This window comes from Psychrobacter sp. FME5, from assembly GCF_014861375.1.
In the GTDB taxonomy this organism is placed as follows: domain Bacteria; phylum Pseudomonadota; class Gammaproteobacteria; order Pseudomonadales; family Moraxellaceae; genus Psychrobacter.
In genome coordinates this window covers 1-16606 of the sequence record NZ_RRYX01000065.1, presented here as the reverse complement: position 1 = coordinate 16606, position 16606 = coordinate 1, and the positions used below count along the sequence as shown (strand labels likewise).

Annotated in this window: 15 protein-coding genes; 5 read left to right on the top strand and 10 right to left on the bottom strand. The window is 42.3% G+C overall.

The annotated features are described in order from the left end of the window. Nucleotides 1–88: 88 nt before the first annotated feature. The 3 genes from EI161_RS09435 to EI161_RS09425 form a co-directional block, all read right to left on the bottom strand. A complete protein-coding gene (locus EI161_RS09435; protein ID WP_192522528.1) occupies nt 89–496 on the bottom strand; it encodes a lysozyme inhibitor LprI family protein in 408 nt (135 codons plus the stop codon). A gap of 449 nt (nt 497–945) precedes the next feature. Further along, nucleotides 946–1521: a protein disulfide oxidoreductase gene (locus EI161_RS09430; RefSeq protein WP_192529465.1), complete on the bottom strand. Its 576-nt coding sequence runs from the start codon at nt 1519–1521 to the stop codon at nt 946–948. 123 nt (nt 1522–1644) lie between these two features. Beyond that, nucleotides 1645–3282, bottom strand: a complete 1638-nt coding sequence (locus EI161_RS09425; protein WP_192522526.1) for a carbon-nitrogen hydrolase family protein — start codon at nt 3280–3282, stop codon at nt 1645–1647. A gap of 406 nt (nt 3283–3688) precedes the next feature. Here EI161_RS09425 and EI161_RS09420 point away from each other — a divergent pair, with 406 nt between their 5' ends. Continuing rightward, nucleotides 3689–4321 (top strand): BLUF domain-containing protein, encoded by a 633-nt coding sequence (locus EI161_RS09420; RefSeq protein ID WP_413038499.1) that lies wholly within the window; start codon nt 3689–3691, stop codon nt 4319–4321. Between the two features lie 260 nt (nt 4322–4581). Here the strand turns inward: EI161_RS09420 and EI161_RS09415 are convergent, their stop codons facing one another. Beyond that, a complete protein-coding gene (locus EI161_RS09415) occupies nt 4582–6024 on the bottom strand; it encodes an FAD-binding oxidoreductase (RefSeq protein WP_192522525.1) in 1443 nt (480 codons plus the stop codon). Nucleotides 6025–6514: 490 nt separating this feature from the next. Between EI161_RS09415 and serA the strand changes: the two genes are divergently transcribed. Both serA and uraH read left to right on the top strand, forming a co-directional pair. Continuing rightward, a complete protein-coding gene (gene serA / locus EI161_RS09410; RefSeq protein WP_192522524.1) occupies nt 6515–7741 on the top strand; it encodes a phosphoglycerate dehydrogenase in 1227 nt (408 codons plus the stop codon). Nucleotides 7742–8123: 382 nt separating this feature from the next. After that, entirely contained in the window at nt 8124–8552 is a 429-nt protein-coding gene (gene uraH, locus EI161_RS09405; RefSeq protein ID WP_225735317.1) for a hydroxyisourate hydrolase, read from the top strand. Nucleotides 8553–8752: 200 nt separating this feature from the next. Here the strand turns inward: uraH and EI161_RS09400 are convergent, their stop codons facing one another. The 4 genes from EI161_RS09400 to metX form a co-directional block, all read right to left on the bottom strand. Continuing rightward, nucleotides 8753–9811 carry a rhodanese-related sulfurtransferase gene (locus tag EI161_RS09400; protein ID WP_192522523.1) on the bottom strand — a complete coding sequence of 353 codons (1059 nt, stop codon included), beginning with the start codon at nt 9809–9811 and terminating at the stop codon, nt 8753–8755. 347 nt (nt 9812–10158) lie between these two features. Beyond that, nucleotides 10159–10740, bottom strand: coding sequence for a tetratricopeptide repeat protein (locus EI161_RS09395; protein WP_192522522.1), 582 nt, complete (start codon nt 10738–10740; stop codon nt 10159–10161). 653 nt (nt 10741–11393) lie between these two features. After that, on the bottom strand, nt 11394–12008 hold the full coding sequence (gene metW, locus EI161_RS09390) for a methionine biosynthesis protein MetW (RefSeq protein ID WP_192522521.1): 615 nt from the start codon (nt 12006–12008) through the stop codon (nt 11394–11396). Then, a complete protein-coding gene (metX, locus tag EI161_RS09385; RefSeq protein ID WP_225735316.1) occupies nt 12005–13498 on the bottom strand; it encodes a homoserine O-acetyltransferase MetX in 1494 nt (497 codons plus the stop codon). Before metX ends, metW begins: the two co-directional genes overlap by 4 nt. A gap of 358 nt (nt 13499–13856) precedes the next feature. On the opposite strand from metX, the gene hemH reads away from it, so the two are divergent. After that, a complete protein-coding gene (gene hemH, locus EI161_RS09380; protein ID WP_192522520.1) occupies nt 13857–14876 on the top strand; it encodes a ferrochelatase in 1020 nt (339 codons plus the stop codon). 193 nt (nt 14877–15069) lie between these two features. Then, the gene (locus EI161_RS09375; RefSeq protein ID WP_192524800.1) at nt 15070–15909 is read left to right on the top strand and encodes a BPSS1780 family membrane protein; all 840 of its coding nucleotides are present in this window, start codon (nt 15070–15072) and stop codon (nt 15907–15909) included. 96 nt (nt 15910–16005) lie between these two features. Here the strand turns inward: EI161_RS09375 and EI161_RS09370 are convergent, their stop codons facing one another. Together EI161_RS09370 and EI161_RS09365 are read right to left on the bottom strand one after the other, a co-directional pair. After that, nucleotides 16006–16338, bottom strand: coding sequence for a hypothetical protein (locus EI161_RS09370; protein ID WP_192524801.1), 333 nt, complete (start codon nt 16336–16338; stop codon nt 16006–16008). A 61-nt stretch (nt 16339–16399) separates the two neighbouring features. Beyond that, a partial coding sequence (locus tag EI161_RS09365) for an IS30 family transposase (RefSeq protein ID WP_192524905.1) occupies nt 16400–16606 on the bottom strand: 207 nt, incomplete at its 5' end.

The following is a 16606-nucleotide window of genomic DNA, read 5'->3' as shown; positions in this document are numbered from 1 at the left end:
ATGATAAGCTTAAAGCCAGCTATGAGGCTGCCGTAATTCTCGCTTGTGTCTTTATCTGGCTGCCGCTGATTTGAATTCTATACAGCCCCTAGAAATTTTCTGAGAAATCTATTAACTCTTCAGCGCGCGCTTTATTTTTAGATGCTAAACAAAGCGGGTGTGCTGGACTACCAATATACATGCCCTCTAAACCACACTGCTGATTACGATAGTCTAGCCAACCGAGTTGTGATTTTTCAAAACTATCGGCATCAGTAGCGTTTCGTCCATTAGCTTTGAGAGATTTGTAGATTTTATTGTAAGCCTTATTCATGGCACTTTTATATTTTGGATCGGCATATCCAGCACATTCATAAAGTCTCGAATTATTTATCGTTTCATATTTGCTCATGCATTCATTATAATAATCCTTAAGCTCGGCATTTGCTGAAGTCATGCTTAAAATGCTGATTAACGTAGCCGTAACTATTGTGACACCAGTACTCTTCCAGTTCATTTTTCAAACTCCAAGTCCATTATTAAGATTAAATGAAAGTTTACTATAACAAATGTTTGTTAGTTAATGGGCTTGGATTTTCTATTACTTATTTAATTTGAAGTGGAAAAGTATAGTCGATACACTCTAAAAAACACTCTAAAAATGTCATGTCGCTACTGGTATGAATTTTGCGCAGCCTCTGTGATAACAGCACGCAAGTAAAATTTATACCAGTAGCGTATTTGATCTATATATAGTTAAAACACTTTAAAAACGCTACGATACTGCTGGTATAGTTTTTTTGTAGCCTCTGTCTGCGTAGGCACAGCAAGCAAGAAAAAACGGTGCCTGCAGTACGTGATTTATCGATTTTACGTTTCACTGACTATAACAGTTTTTTCAACTGACTATATAAATTAAATCAAAAATACCATAAGCATTGTTAAGCTGACTTTTTAAGCTAGAAATTAAAAAACAGACGACAACCACAGTCGCAATTTAAGCGACCAAAGTGGCTGAATACCGGTCAATCCTTGTGCCATCTCACCGTCTTTTAATATCACATACGATGGCGTAACTTGTCCTTGCCAGTCATCAAAAATGACTCCTTCTTGATCATTAACTGTCGTAAAACTATAGCTATGCTCATCAAGATAGCTATGCAACTCTTGATTTGAGCCTGATTTAATCGCAATAGTGACCACAGGATAATTATTTGCCGTGGCAAGTTTGTTTATCGTCGGCGAGGTGACGCTACATACAGGACACCAAGTACCCCAAAAATAGACCAGCGTTGGTTTATCGTGGCCCATCGCTGCTAAGTCAACAGTTTGCCCTTGATAGTCGGTTAGTTGCAACTGCGGATTGGCTGGCATGACTGGTTGTCGCCACCAATTAATGGCCGTATAAATCACGGCAAATATTAGACCATATAATAATACCGTTTTTATTATCGACAGCGCTTTTTGCTGCGGGGTCTTTTTAGGATTTTCTTTAGGATTTTCTTTAGGGTTTTCTTTTATCTTTTTAATATCAGTCGTCATAGTGGCTGCTTTTTTGCTGGATAGCTTTTAATAGATAAAAATAAACGGCTGAATAGTCAGCCGTATGATTAAAGTGTTTTAGTAACGAATTTTAAGTCTCATCCCATCTTTGCTCGTAGCAACTTAAGGCTTTTGTGCGCGGTCTTGTAATGGGTTGCCGATAAGGACGCTGCCTGAGTTTTCACGGCGCTCTTCATCGGTCAATTTACTTGCTGAAATTTTGGCTTTCTTTTTCCATTTTAAGCTAAACAGATCGTCACGGCGGTCAATCAAATTGTGTACCGAGCCTTCGTTGCGTACGTGGATAAGCTTGTCTAAATTTAAATCAGAGAAGAACACCATTTCGGTGTTGGCCGTCGTTTCTGCCATAATCGCATCGTGCGGGAAGGCAAAATCTGACGGTGAGAAAATAGACGACTGCGCATACTGAATATCTAAGCTTTCGACTTGCGGTAAGTTACCAACCGAGCCACAAATCATCACGTAACATTCGTTTTCAATCGCTCGTGCTTGGGCACAGTGACGCACACGCAGATAGCCGTTTTGGGTATCGGTCCAAAATGGTACGAATAAAATATCCATATCATCAAGCGCCATCAAGCGGGCAAGCTCTGGGAATTCAACGTCATAGCAAACCAAGATACCAATTCGGCCGGCATCAGTATCGAATACTTTGACTTCATCACCGCCTTCGATTACCCAAGCGCTACGCTCATGTGGGGTAATATGGATTTTGCGCTGTTCTTCTACCGTGCCGTCGCGGCGACAGAGGTAACTGACATTATATAAGGTGTCATTTTCATCAAGCAGGGGCATAGAGCCAGTGATGACGTTGACATTATAGCTGACGGCTAAGTGTGAAATCTCGTTTTTGAACCATTCGGTATAACCTGCCAAAAATCGAATAGCGATGTTTTGATCCGTCGATTCGCACAGACCCATCAATGGTGCGTTAAAAAACTCGGGCAAACAAGCAAAGTCTGAGTTGTAATCGGCCATAATATCGACAAAGAATTCGACCTGCTGGAGCAATTCTTCAGGCGACTCGACTTCACGCATTTGCCATTGAATACCCCCAATGCGCACCTCAGACTTTCGAGTGTTTGGTTTGTAATCTTGTGGCTCATAATAAATGTTCGCCCACTCAAGTAAAGTGGCAAAGCCTTTAGATTGAGCGTCATCTGGTAAGTAGGCGGTCAAAATACGCTTGACGATAAAGCCATTCGATAATTGGAAAGACAACGCAGAGTCATGAATTTCACGAGCGGCAACCGCATCGATATAATCACCAGGCGTGAGGTCTTGGTGGTTATGATAATTGGGAATACGACCACCGGCCAAAATCGCGCGGAAGTTTAACTGGCGGCACAGCTCTTTACGAGCGTCATAAAGCCTGCGGCCTAAACGATAGCCGCGATATTCAGGGTCAATTAAGGCATCGAGACCATAAATAGCATCGCCTTCGGGGTTGTCTCTGATAATCTCTTTATGCCCAATCAAATCATCATAGGTGTGCGGGTTAGAAAACTTAGCATAATCAACGCGCATAGAAAGGACGATGCCGATTAACCTATCATGGTCAAATAATGCAATCTGACCTTCAGGAAAGGCATCAATCAAAGTATGAATGGTGGTCTTTGACCATGCGCCGCCTAAGTTTACATAGACACGGTCCATCAGTTCCTTTAGTTGCAAATAGTCTTTTTTCTTAATTTCAGCAATCGTTAGATGAAAGTCGTCTATCTTTTCTATTTTACTCATAATATTCCTGTTTTGATGCTTTACTGGTTTTAGTAAGAGCGAATATGGTGGTGTGATAGCATGCAAACGGCCAAGCTTTTGTGTAACAAAGGCGATAAAGAAGTTTCAATCATAAAATATTACCGCTACAATAATTTATTGTTGTATTTACAATCGCTTATGGTTATATTTTAGCGTATTTTACCTATCTATTTTAGTGTTGCTGAAGTGGTTTTCAAAGCGCTTATATTAACGCGTTTATTATTGTGAAATTGGCTAGTTATGATAGCAAGCTGCATAACCAATAACAGTCTATCGCGGTAAATATTTGCTATGTTTTTGTGAGTTGCTTGCCGTACCTCTTGTTGATTTAGACATCTGTTGCTTATTTTTTAGTCGTATTGCAGCGGCTTTTTAGGATTGTTTTATGATGCCTTTAGATCATACCAATAAAGTCAGTACGTGGGACGAAATAGGGGATTCAGCTATCGTGCAATTGGTGTATGTCAGCACTCTGACCATGACCTCACGCTTAAACACCTCTATATTTGAGGAGGTAGAGTGCCACGCGCGTAATTATAATCAGCAGCATGGCATTACAGGTACTTTATGTTATGGTAATGGTCACTTTTTGCAATGTATCGAAGGCGAAAAGGCGCATGTATTTGCCTTAAAACAGCGTATCTTTACCGATAACCGTCATAAGAATGTCGAGATGTTATTGTTGCAAGCGATAGAGCATCGCAGCTTTGATGATTGGCGCATGCGTCTACTGTTTTTGGAGCGTTGGTTATGGTCACCTGCCACCAAAAGCCAAGCCGCACAGTTGTCACCGTTTTTGCCGTTTGCACCGCATGGTTGGGTGCCAGATCGTACCGAGCAGTTTTTACAAATCATCAAAGCTTTTGATAGTCCGCCACATGTCAGAGCAGCAGGCATTACTTATAATGCACTGGGTAATATGTTTCGTCATATCGCCGCGCCGCATCAAGCCTTTTTAATCGTTCAAGGTTTTCTGAGCGTGCTACTTATACTGGCGCTTATATTGCTATATTTATAAGTTAAAAAATCGTAAAGTTCATAAGACGAGTAACAAAAAAGACGCTAACATGCTCAGTTTAGCGTCTTTTTTGTTGGTAGTAGTGAAAAGCAGTATAGGCAGTTCCATATAAAATCGATACACTGATCGATACACAGGTAGCCACGTGCTACTGTTATAAATTTTTCTTGCTTGCTGTTCGCAAGCGTGACAGAGGCTGCGAAAAATTTACTCCAGTAGCACTTGTATCGGTTCTAAAGTGAATCAACTATATCAATACATCACATATCAAAAATTTTACCACGATTCATAATATTATTGGGGTCAAAGACTTTTTTGACCTCACGCAGATAGTCAATCTCAGCCTCGCTACGGCTATAGTTTAGATACGGCTTTTTAGTCATCCCCACGCCATGTTCTGCAGATACCGAGCCGCCATATTTTTGTACCGTCTCAAACACATGCTTATTGACGATTTGACACTCGGCAAAGAAATCATCTTTGCTCATATTTTCAGGTTTTAAGATATTAAGATGCAAATTACCATCACCGATGTGACCGAACCAGCACACCTCAAAGTCAGGATAATTGCTGCTGACGATATGATCAATCTCAGCGATAAATTCAGGAACATAACTGATGAGTACCGAAACATCGTTTTTATAAGGGGTAAATACCGAGATGGTCTCAGAAATATATTCGCGCAGTTTCCACAGCTCTTCAGCCTGTGCAATACTTTGACTCATGACTCCATCGACGACCCAACCTTGCTCCATACAATGCTCAAATATGGCCATGGCTTTATCCATGATTGGCTCGTATGGCGCTTCAAACTCTAACAGCGTATAAAACTTGGTACGCGATTCAAACGGTTCTTGTACTTGACCGTGTGCCATCAGTTTATCAATCGCCACATCATCAAAGAATTCAAAAGCGGTTAAATCAATCTTCGCTTGGAAGGCAGACAAGACATTCATCACATCATTAAAGTTGTCCATGCCGAGCACCATGACGTTTAAGTCTTGTGGCTGACGCTCAAGCTTGATTTGGGCGTGGGTGACCAAACCAAGCGTGCCTTCACTACCAATAAAGAGTTGACGCAAATCATAACCCGTGGCATTTTTTATCATCCCGCGATTGAGCTGCAAGATGTCGCCTTTACCCGTGACCACGGTCAGCCCCATAATCCATTGACGGGTCATGCCATAACGAATGACTTTAATACCACCAGCATTGGTACCAATATTGCCGCCGATTTGACTAGAGCCTGCTGAGGCAAAATCAACAGGATAATAGAGGTCTTTTGATTCGGCAAATTGTTGTAGTTGTTGAGTGACGACGCCTGCTTCAATTTCAACCATACGATCGGCAGGATAGAACTGACCAATATGGTTCATCTTATCCATACTGACCACAATCTCGCCATTGGCTGCCACTGCACCCGCAGACAATCCCGTACGACCACCACTTGGCGTTAGTACGACATTGTGCTCGTTGGCAAGTAGGACGATGGCTTGTACTTGCTCGGTGGTCTTTGGAAAAACGATGGCCGCAGCATTAGGGGCAAAGTGCTTAGTCCAGTCTTTGCCCCAATGTTCTAAGCTTTCGCTATCGGTTTTGATTTGGTTGGCGTCAAACTGATGAGTATTTAGCAGAGTGCTTAAAATGTTTTGAACGGCAGCAGTAGGGGTGTCGGATGTGCTTTGGCTAGATAAAGAAGTCATGGTCAAATCTCGGTATAAACGTAAGTGCTATGCATAAAAAGGATTATTATATCGCTAAATTGATATATCTAGGTGTACATAAGTATGTTTATATAGGGCGTGTTGAACCTTCACAAGTTGAAGCTTCACAAATAGTCGCGGTCAGTTCAAAATAAAAGCGATACGACTTTAGTAAATTAAATTTAGTAAAGTAAAAAGTAACGTGCTATTGCTATAATTTCTCTTGTTTGCCGTTCGCAGGCTTGCCAGCGATTGCAAAAAAATGATAGCCAATAACACTGTGTCGTTTTTAAAATGAATCTATTATATAACGTTTAGATAAACTGATTCACTATAGCATAAAAAGTTTTCAGGCTTGATAACCAATAATTCATCTAATCTGCTAACATCGCCGCCCGATTTTGTGTAAGATATCCAAACTGTTTTCGTTTCATCCATCATAAGTTATCGCTTAGATAATTTTATAAGACAATTATAGGACAGTTCTCATATGGCGTTATCACTCCAAAAAGACAAAATCCGGTTTTTATTGCTTGAAGGTCTACACGACAATGCTTTAAAAGTATTAGAAGGCGCTGGTTATCATAATATTGAGAATATCAGTCACGCTCTAGATCAAGATGAGCTGATCGAAAAAATTAAAGATGCCCACTTCATTGGTGTTCGCTCGCGCACCCAGTTGACCCGTGAAGTACTTGAGCATGCAAACAAGTTGATCGGTATTGGCTGCTTTTGTATCGGTACCAACCAAGTAGATTTGGACGCGGCACGTGATTTGGGTATTCCCGTCTTTAACGCGCCATTTTCGAACACACGTTCGGTGGCTGAATTGGTATTGGCGGAAGCCATTATGCTATACCGCGGTATTCCTGAAAAGAATGCAACGGTACATCGCGGCGGCTGGGGCAAATCGGCGACCAATTCTCATGAAGTGCGCGGCAAAACCATCGGTATCGTCGGTTACGGTTCTATCGGCTCGCAACTGTCTGTATTGGCAGAAAGTTTCGGTATGAAAGTCATTTATCATGATGTAGTGACCAAATTACCACTTGGCAACGCCGTACAGGTCAGTAGCTTAGAAGAGCTACTATCGACTGCTGATATCGTCACCTTGCATGTGCCTGATGTCCCAAGCACGCGCTATATGATGAAAGCTGAGCAGTTCGCGCATATGAAAGATGGCAGCTACTTTATCAACGCTGCTCGTGGTACGTGTGTTGAGATTGATGACCTTGCGGCTGTACTTGAGTCTGGCAAAGTATTGGGCGCGGCGATTGATGTGTTCCCAAAAGAGCCAAAATCTGCTGATCAAGAGTTTGAATCCCCACTGCGTAAGTTTGATAATGTCATCTTGACCCCGCATATTGGTGGCTCAACGCAAGAAGCACAGGCCAATATCGGTCTAGAAGTCGCAGATAAGTTCGTCAGATATTCTGATCAAGGCGACACGGCGACAGCTGTGAACTTCCCAGAAGTTTCTCTGCCGTTCAAAGAAGGCTCGCATCGTCTGTTACATATCCACAAAAACGTCCCAGGCGTACTGTCACAGATTAACCGCTTATTTGCTGAAGCACATATCAACATTTTAGCGCAGAGCCTAATGACTGAAGGTGATGTGGGTTATCTGGTGATGGATGTTGATTATAACGATTCAACAGCGGCTTTAGATCAGTTAAAAGACGTCGAAGAAACCATTCGCGTGCGTATTTTGTTCTAAGTAGCACTTATATTTAGATAACACGGATATTTAAATAGCAGGTAGATCTAAAATTAAACGCTCGTATATCGATAGCAGGCAATTGAAATAATTGTCTGCTATTTTTTTGTCGGTTATTCTTTGTTCAACTGTTTTCGTCTAACGGGTATTGATTAGCACAATCACCACAGCCTATAAAACTTTATTATATAAATTAACATTTTCTTTACAATGATATCTGTATGACAACTTATACTAAACGAACATATTGCTCAGACACAAAGTTAATTGCTTCTTCGTTATGATATGAAGTGAAGTAGTGAGGCAACTATCTAATAGACGCCTAGCATGATAAATAGAACCAAATTAGTATAAATAAATGAAACGTTATATAAGGGTTTTTATGAAAACAACGATGATAAAAGCTGCTGCATTAGGTGGCGTGCTGGCTATGAGTGCGACAGCAAGTTTTGCGGCTGGTGACCAAGATAAATATCAGTTATCGAGTCATATCCTAGATATTAGTACAGGCAAGCCTGCACCAAATGTCGATGTAAAACTTATGATGCAAGATGATGGCGCCTGGAAATTACTTAGTACTAAAACGACCGACGACAATGGCCGTATTAATAACTTTTTACCAAATAGTGGCAATGTCGATCACGATGGTACGTATAAGTTAATATTTGAGACGACACCTTATTTTCGTAATCAAAGCTTAGAGTCTTTTTACCCTTATGTTGAAGTGAATTTTAATATCGAAGGCGACAAGCATTATCATGTGCCAATTACCTTGTCAGCATACGGCTACAGCACTTACCGTGGTAGCTAATACCAAACCCAAAAGGTAAGATTGGCTGTGTCAAACTTGTTTAGTCTACAAGAGGTAGTACTTACACGCGTTTTTCTTGCCACTCTAATTTTTGTGAATGGTATAAGTTTTATTAAGTACACGTTTTAGAAGAAAGTAAAAATAAGAAAAGCCCCGATCAATTTGATTGGGGCTTCTTTATGGCTTTTTTCGGCGTCGTTTTATTTTGCTTTGGCTTTATTGGCAGCTTCTGCTTGCAGGCGAGCTTCTGTTTTAGCTGCTTTACGTTTTTCAATCACATCGATGACGTCGCTACCGATATGAGCTTCGCCACGTTTTTTGGCCAGCTGCATCTGATGCTCACGCTCACGGAAACGGGCTTTTTGCTCATCGGTGGCTTTATCGATACAGTGCGGGCATGATTCGCCTTTGATATAGGCAGAGCTTTGCATCTCATCGACAGTAATTGGCATACGACAAGCAAAACATTGCTCATAGTTGCCTTTTTCTAGGTTATGATTGACTGATACACGGTTGTCAAAGACAAAGCAATCGCCTTGCCACATAGACTCATTGGCAGGGATTTCTTCTAGATATTTTAAGATACCACCTTCTAAATGGTAGACCTCTTCAAAGCCTTGTTCGCGCATAAATGCTGTGGATTTTTCACAGCGGATACCACCGGTGCAGAACATCGCAACTTTTTTATGTTTGCTTGGATCCATCTCTTTGGCGACGTATTCTGGAAATTCGCGGAACGTTTCGGTATTTGGGTTGACCGCATTTTGGAACGTACCGATTTGTACTTCGTAGTCGTTACGCGTATCGATAAGGATAACATTAGGGTCTGAGATAAGCGCATTCCACTCGCTTGGTTTAACGTAACGTCCGACCGATTGTAATGGGTCGATGTCTTCTACGCCCATAGTGACGATTTCTTTTTTGAGCTTCACTTTGGTGCGATAAAAAGGCTGGGCATCGGTATAAGACTCTTTAAAGGTAAAGCTGCCAATCGCTTCGATACTACGCAGATAATCAAGGACGTTATCAATTCCTTGGCGTGTGCCAGAAATCGTTCCGTTAATACCTTCAGCAGCAATCAATAATGTGCCTTTAACTTCGTTATCGAGCATGGTGTTTAAAATTGGCTCGCGGTATTGCTCGAAATCAGCAAAGCGGGTGAATTTATAAAGGGCAGCAACGACGATGTTGTTGGTGACGCTATCGTATTCGGTCGCATGGGTTGGTGCTTTTACGTTAGTAGCTTGTGAGGTACTCATGTTTTTCTCCTGCTGGCTAGGTCGCAAACCTAGTGCATTGGGTGGACAGTCAAACCCATATCAATACGCTATTGTGTCATCCTCGCTTGATGTACTTTGGATACTATCTGCGCTCGGTTTCCTTATATCGTAATCACTCGGGTTAGACTTTGTTAGTTTAGAAAGGGTTATAACATTGGTGCAGTTGTGGAATTAACCAAATGCGCGCGTAGTGTAGCAAATTTGATGGGGTTTTTGCAGATTTATCGATACGTTTATCGAAACAATATAGCGTAGAACAATGATGAAAAACAAAAAACCCAGCTAATAAGCTGGATTTTTTTATTATGCTCTAAACTATTAAAAGCTTACTTACTTTGAAACCAAGTATCTGCTTTGCTGCGAGCGCTAGCAATGTCTGAGCTTGATAAGTTCAATGCCAACTGGCCGATTTTGCCACGTGCTTTGTTACGCACTTTTTCGTCAAGCATGCCATCGCGAGCAGCCAAGTCGTACCATTTATAGGCATCAACCAGATTTTTTTGTTTCTCATCTAACAGTGCAAGCGTATAGCTGGCACGGTTATCACCGCGCATCGCCGCTTTTTCTAACCAAACGCGGGCTTGTTGTAGGTTAGGTTTTACACCTTCGCCGCGCAAGTACATAATGGCAAGATTTAGCTGGGCAGGGGCAACACCTTGCTGGGCAGCTTTGGTATACCATTGGATGGCTTGTGGTGTATTTTGAGCAATACCTTGGCCTTTTTGTAGGCGCTTGGCTAAATAAAACTGGGCGTGATGATTGCCTTGAGCAGCGCTCGCAGACAGCTCACTAACCGGCATCAGCTCAAAACGAGAGGTATCAAGTGGCACGTTCGATATTAACTCAGCATTGGCTAAGCCCGCACAAGAAAATAATGCAGTAAACAACGCAGCTTTTAATAATTTCATAGCAGCTCCAAAATTAGGCAGTTAATAAGCAAAAAGAATGGTACCGCTAAACATTGTCTCGCTAAAGACAGTTAGACGGCGATAACAATTAGGTGGACCCTTGCGATACCAACTTACCTAATTATTAGTAATGTAACCAATGATGATAGCGTCATATTGACTCTAGTCGATCCGATAAACGGTCGTAATTAGGGTCTGGCTGACACTGTTTTGTTAGCTTAACACCCAAACTTACGAAACTCAAATACTAATTACAAGATTTAATAGCCAATTATACGTTATTGTCTCCAGTAAAATCATACAGTTACTAGAGGGTAAGAAAATAATAACACTTTGTTAGGATTTATGGAATATTCAAATGTGGCACTGGTGGTATAGTTAAAATACTTTAAAAACGCTACGATACTGCGGGTATAGTTTTTTTGTAGCCTCTGTCTGCGTAGGCACAGCAAGCTAGAAAAAACGGTACCTGCAGTACGTGATGTATCGATTTTACTTTTCACTGACTATAGTTAAGGTATTTGAATGTTCCACAGGCGCTAAGGTTGAAACACGGCTTATTGTAGAGTGGCTATTAGTTTATATGGTTGCATAGCCAATAGCACTGTATCTTTTTTAGATTGAGTTGATCATAGCCATACCTACTGCCATTGCTATGGCTTTTGCTTAGTAACACGATAGATGGCAACATCTGCCAACAGGTTGGGAGCCTGCCGTATCAAAGCAGTCATCAGTGGTGTATGCGCTTTTTCAGAATCACTGACGGCGAAACGGCTGATAATATGAATATCATGCTCAGTGCAAAGCTGTTCAAAATCCTTAAAAGTGCACAGATGAATGTTTGGGGTGTTATACCATTCATAAGGCAAGGCTTCTGAGACGGGCATTAGCCCCTTTAGCCCTAAATGTAGTCGGTTTTGCCAGTGCGCAAAGTTAGGGAAGGTGATGACCGCCTCGCGCGCGACTCGCAACATATCAAGCAGTAACACATCAGGCGATTTGACGGCTTGTAACGCCCGCGCCATCACCACCGTATCGAAGCTATTATCAGCGAAACGCGCTAAGCCGTCATTGAGGTCTTGCTCGACAATGGATAAGCCATTGGAGATCGCCTCGTTGATTTTGTCTTCGTCAATCTCAAGCCCGTATCCAGTCACGCCGCGATTTTTTTGTAAATGGGCGAGCAGCTCACCGTTACCACAACCCAAGTCTAAAACGTGTGAGTTTGGAGCAATCCAGCGCTCGGCCAATTGATGATCCATTCTCATGAGCGCGCTCCTGATTCTTTATAACTGCTTTGATGATTGTTTTTCTTGCTGTTTTGATCGTTACTTTTTGACAGGCTATCTTTTGACTTATTCGCCGTGATAAAGGGAGCATTCAAAAACCCTCTGACCGCGCCCATATAACGTGGAATATCAAATAAAAATGAGTCATGGCCATGCGGTGCATCGACATTGATATAGCTGACTGGCTTACCAGTGGCCATCAGTGCATCGACGATTTCTTGTGAGCGCTCCGGTGCAAAACGCCAATCTGTGGTAAATGACACGATTAAATACTGGCATTGTGTATGGGCAAAGGCGGCTTTCAATGCCGTTAGCTCTTGCTGATGGATATCCTCGCTCTCATCTACGGCTGCTACCGCGTCCTTTGGTTCATTTTTTTGCGCAGGTTGTTGAGCGTCTTTGACTGACGCAGCAATAGAGTCTTTGAGCTGTGCTGATGATGCGGTAGGCACTGATGGATGTGATTGTTCTGATGACATTGATGGCTTTAATGGATAATCACGAGTCGGGTCAAAATAATCTAAAGCTTTGGTCATGAGCAGATAAGTATTGGCGTCGAAGTTCTCGCTAAAGCGTTCGCCTTGATAGCGTAGGTAGCTCTCGACTTGGAACTCAACATCGTAGCCATACATAAATTTGCCAGATTTTAAATCACGACCGAACTTGGCTTTCATCGCATCGTCGGTCAAATAGGTGATATGACCAACCATGCGTGCCAATATCAGCCCGCGACGAGGATAAGTGCCCGCTTGCAAATAGCGTCCGTCTTTAAAGTCGGGATCAGAAAGAATGGACTGGCGCGCCACTTCATTAAAAGCAATATTCTGGGCAGAGAGCTTAGGGGTACTGGCGATAATGACGCAGCGTTTTAACCGATTTGGATAGTCAACTGACCATTGCATGGCCTGCATGCCACCCATTGAGCCACCGACAATGGCATGCCAAACATCAATACCTAGACGGTCTGAGAGCATCGCTTGGGTCTTTACCCAGTCTTTAATCGTGATGAGTGGAAAGTCAGGGCCATAAACTGCTGCTTCGTTGGCCTGATTGTTTTTGTCTGAATTGTGCTGGTCTGAGCCGACACTTTCTGGATTAATCGTCGTTGGGCCAGTAGAGCCAAAACAGCTACCAATATTATTGACGCAGACCACATAAAATCGATTGGTATCGATGGCTTTGTTGGGGCCAATCATATTGTCCCACCAGCCCGCCTTTTTATCATCGGCATGATGAAAGCCTGCCGCGTGATGGCTGCCTGAAAGGGCGTGGCAAATGAGTATGGCGTTTGATTTGTCACTATTCAGCGTGCCGTAAGTTTCGACTATCAGATCAAATGACGGCAAAGTGCGATTACACTCTAAGGTCAACGGCTCGGCGAAATGAAAATTCTGGGGAGTAACGATGCCCACCGAATTAGATTTATTTGTGGGGGACTGGTCACTGGTATTATCAGGGCGTGCGTTCAAATCTACCTCGCAAGACAACAATCATCAATAAAATAAGAAGGGGACTATGTCGACGGACTGTTTTATCGACATTTTTTTAAACGGTTTTTGTCTACACTGTTTCTTTGTTTGACAATGTGCTTGCCTATTGTATGGCGATGCGCGTATGAGTACAACCTTCGAAAGTAGTCTTTCGAGCTTAGTTTTTATAGCAAGTAAATAATGGATAAAATCTATGGTTCACCACTGCGTATCAAATTGTATAAAGACACTTTTGCAATGCGTAGCCAATGGATAAAATGCTACACTAACATGGTGTTACTTTAATCATGTCTTAATAATCCTATCTCTAACAACCTGACCATAAAATAGTGCTGCTATGAAACCTGAACTGCCCCCACGTATTGCCGTCTTACTTGTTAACCTTGGTACACCAGATGAGCCGACTGCGCCTGCTGTGCGACGTTATCTTAAACAGTTTTTATCAGACCCACGAGTGATTGAGATTCCCAAGTTTTTATGGGCAATTATCCTTAATATTTTTGTGTTGCCAAGTCGTCCTAAGCGTGTGGCCAAAGCCTATGCCAGTATTTGGGAAGGTGATTCGCCCATTCGTAAGATATTAAACAGCCAAGTTGAGATGCTAGAGCCACGCTTGGCCGATAGTGTCGCCCCATTTCGGGTTTCTGTACACTCTGCGATGAGCTATGGCAATCCTGGATTGCCTGATGTGATGGATACTTTGCGTGATGAAGGTGTTGACCATTTTGTTATCTTGCCATTGTTTCCACAGTATTCCGCATCTTCTGGCGGCGCGGTCTATGATGCGCTGACCAAGTGGACGCTTAAGCAACGTAATTTGCCAAATTATACGATAGTCAAAGATTACTTTGCCCATCCGTTATATATTCAGGCGTTGGCCGATTCGATTCGCCGTTTTCAAGCAGAGCATGGCAAACCTGAAAAGCTGATGTTTAGCTTTCACGGTATCCCGCAGCCTTATGCCGATAAAGGTGACCCGTATCCTAAGCGCTGCAAATGTACCGCAGCGCAAGTCGCCCAGGCGCTTGGCTTAAAAGACGATGAATGGATTATCAGTTTCCAGTCGCGCTTTGGTAAACAAGAGTGGGTGAAACCTTATACTGACGTGGTATTAGAGGATTGGGGCAAGTCTGGTGTGCGCTCAGTACAAGTGATTAGTCCGGCATTCTCAGCGGATTGTTTAGAGACGCTAGAAGAACTGGCCATTGAAAACCGTGATAACTTTCTCAGTGCAGGCGGGCAAGAGTATCATTATATTCCCGCCTTGAACCTCGATGAGGCGCATATCGACTTGCTTGAAGCATTAAGTGCGCCATTGGTAAAAGGCTGGGCGGGAACGCTAGATGGTTGGGCATAATTGATTGAATTTTAAAATCATAAAAAAATACCGGACTTAACGTTCGGTATTTTTTTATCTACATAATTGTAGGATACGACTTATGAAATAAAGTTGGTATTTTATCCATTGACAGGTAAACTATGGCGGAATAAAGTTTTCTAATCACATTTGTTAGCCTTTTTGCCGCCTAAACTTATCTTTGAGGATAAATATGTCCATTTCTAATAGCTCAGATGCCCATGTATCATTACAAAAACCCAATGGTCAACCGCCAAACCTACCACCAACTGACGAGTATGGCAGCCCATTACCACAGTTACTAGCAAGCCCACGAAAGTGCGATGCAGCGGCTGGTATGAGCTGGATTATTAAAGCGTTTGGATTGTTTAAAGATCAACCGTTATTATGGTTTGGTATGAGTGTGACCTTTTTGGTCATTGTTGGTATTGCGTCTTCCGTGCCTTTATTAAACGTCCTAATCATACCGAGCGTATTTATGTTTATTGCTGGTATTATCAAAGGAGCGGCGGCACAATCACAAGGGGCTGAGCTACGTTTTGACCATCTGTTTTCAGCATTTAAAAGCCATTGGCAGCCACTATTAATCCTGGGCTTGTTGTATTTAGTCGGTGTCATTATTTGTATGATTCCGCTATTTATCGCCATGGGTAGTATGATTTTTTCTATGATGTCAGGTGGTATGGGCAGTAGTTATGGGGCGATGAACGATATTTCTTTAGGCGGTATTTTCTTTGGTTACCTGTTGACCATGCTGCTCATGATACCGCTTTATATGGCACTGTGGTTTGCGCCAGCATTGGTGGTCTTACATAACCTTGAGCCGATCGCTGCGATGAAAAAAAGTTTCGCAGCAGGCAAGGCTAATATCCTACCTATGTTGGTATATGGCTTAGTCTGTGTGCTTTTATTGCCTATTCTGATTATATTGACCTTGGGATTGGGCGTGTTTTTAGTAATGCCAGTTATGCTGCTCACGTACTATACCAGTTACCGTGATGCCTTGACTGATCAGCCATTATCAGCAGTGTAGCAAGTATTTTATGCCCCATAAAAAAGCACGCTTCTATACTGAGCGTGCTTTTTTTATTAGGGTCTGTTTTTATTAGGACGCTAGCGAACGGCTGTTCTATAAATCATCGTTATTAGTATGTTCTGCCGCCTCTCTATCAGCGATATCGACAATATTTGGATAGTCGCTGTCATCTAAATTATCATCGACCAACACTTCATCGACGCGCGCTTCATCAGTGTTTTGGCGATGCATAGGTGTCAATCCTTGCGTAGCATCTGTACCGACTTCTGAGTTGTCAAATCCTGCGCTATTGTCAATCACGTCATCGTTATCAATCGTGTGTAGCATCGGATTGTCTAAATCAATTTCTTGACTGTTATCATTGAGGTTGGTGTCACCTTCAATATGATCCATTGCTTCTGGTAGCGGGCTCTTTGAATTGTCCATAATGGTGTCCTTATTATCGATGGCTTTTATTAATGCTTAGATTAACACACCAAGTGCAACGCTAAATTATATTATAGAACACCTGATTGGGCGTTTTAAACCCTAAGCGTTTTCTTGGTCTGTTGTTTAGTTTATTCTCAATGTCCTGTATCTCATTATCAGAGACTTGTCTAAAGTCACAACCCTTAGGCAAGAACTCTCTGATCAAGCCATTGGTATTCTCGTTGGTTCCTCGCTGCCATGACGCATAAGCATCGGCAAAGAAGAA

Coding starts and splice junctions, on each gene's coding strand:
- EI161_RS09415 (WP_192522525.1), bottom strand. CDS start 6,024: ATGACTTCTTTATCTAGCCAAAGCACATCCGACACCCCTACTGCTGCC.
- EI161_RS09420 (WP_413038499.1), top strand. CDS start 3,689: ATGATGCCTTTAGATCATACCAATAAAGTCAGTACGTGGGACGAAATA.
- EI161_RS09435 (WP_192522528.1), bottom strand. CDS start 496: ATGAACTGGAAGAGTACTGGTGTCACAATAGTTACGGCTACGTTAATC.
- EI161_RS09430 (WP_192529465.1), bottom strand. CDS start 1,521: ATGACGACTGATATTAAAAAGATAAAAGAAAACCCTAAAGAAAATCCT.
- hemH (WP_192522520.1), top strand. CDS start 13,857: ATGAAACCTGAACTGCCCCCACGTATTGCCGTCTTACTTGTTAACCTT.
- metW (WP_192522521.1), bottom strand. CDS start 12,008: ATGAGAATGGATCATCAATTGGCCGAGCGCTGGATTGCTCCAAACTCA.
- EI161_RS09375 (WP_192524800.1), top strand. CDS start 15,070: ATGTCCATTTCTAATAGCTCAGATGCCCATGTATCATTACAAAAACCC.
- EI161_RS09370 (WP_192524801.1), bottom strand. CDS start 16,338: ATGGACAATTCAAAGAGCCCGCTACCAGAAGCAATGGATCATATTGAA.
- uraH (WP_225735317.1), top strand. CDS start 8,124: ATGAAAACAACGATGATAAAAGCTGCTGCATTAGGTGGCGTGCTGGCT.
- EI161_RS09400 (WP_192522523.1), bottom strand. CDS start 9,811: ATGAGTACCTCACAAGCTACTAACGTAAAAGCACCAACCCATGCGACC.
- EI161_RS09395 (WP_192522522.1), bottom strand. CDS start 10,740: ATGAAATTATTAAAAGCTGCGTTGTTTACTGCATTATTTTCTTGTGCG.
- serA (WP_192522524.1), top strand. CDS start 6,515: ATGGCGTTATCACTCCAAAAAGACAAAATCCGGTTTTTATTGCTTGAA.
- EI161_RS09425 (WP_192522526.1), bottom strand. CDS start 3,282: ATGAGTAAAATAGAAAAGATAGACGACTTTCATCTAACGATTGCTGAA.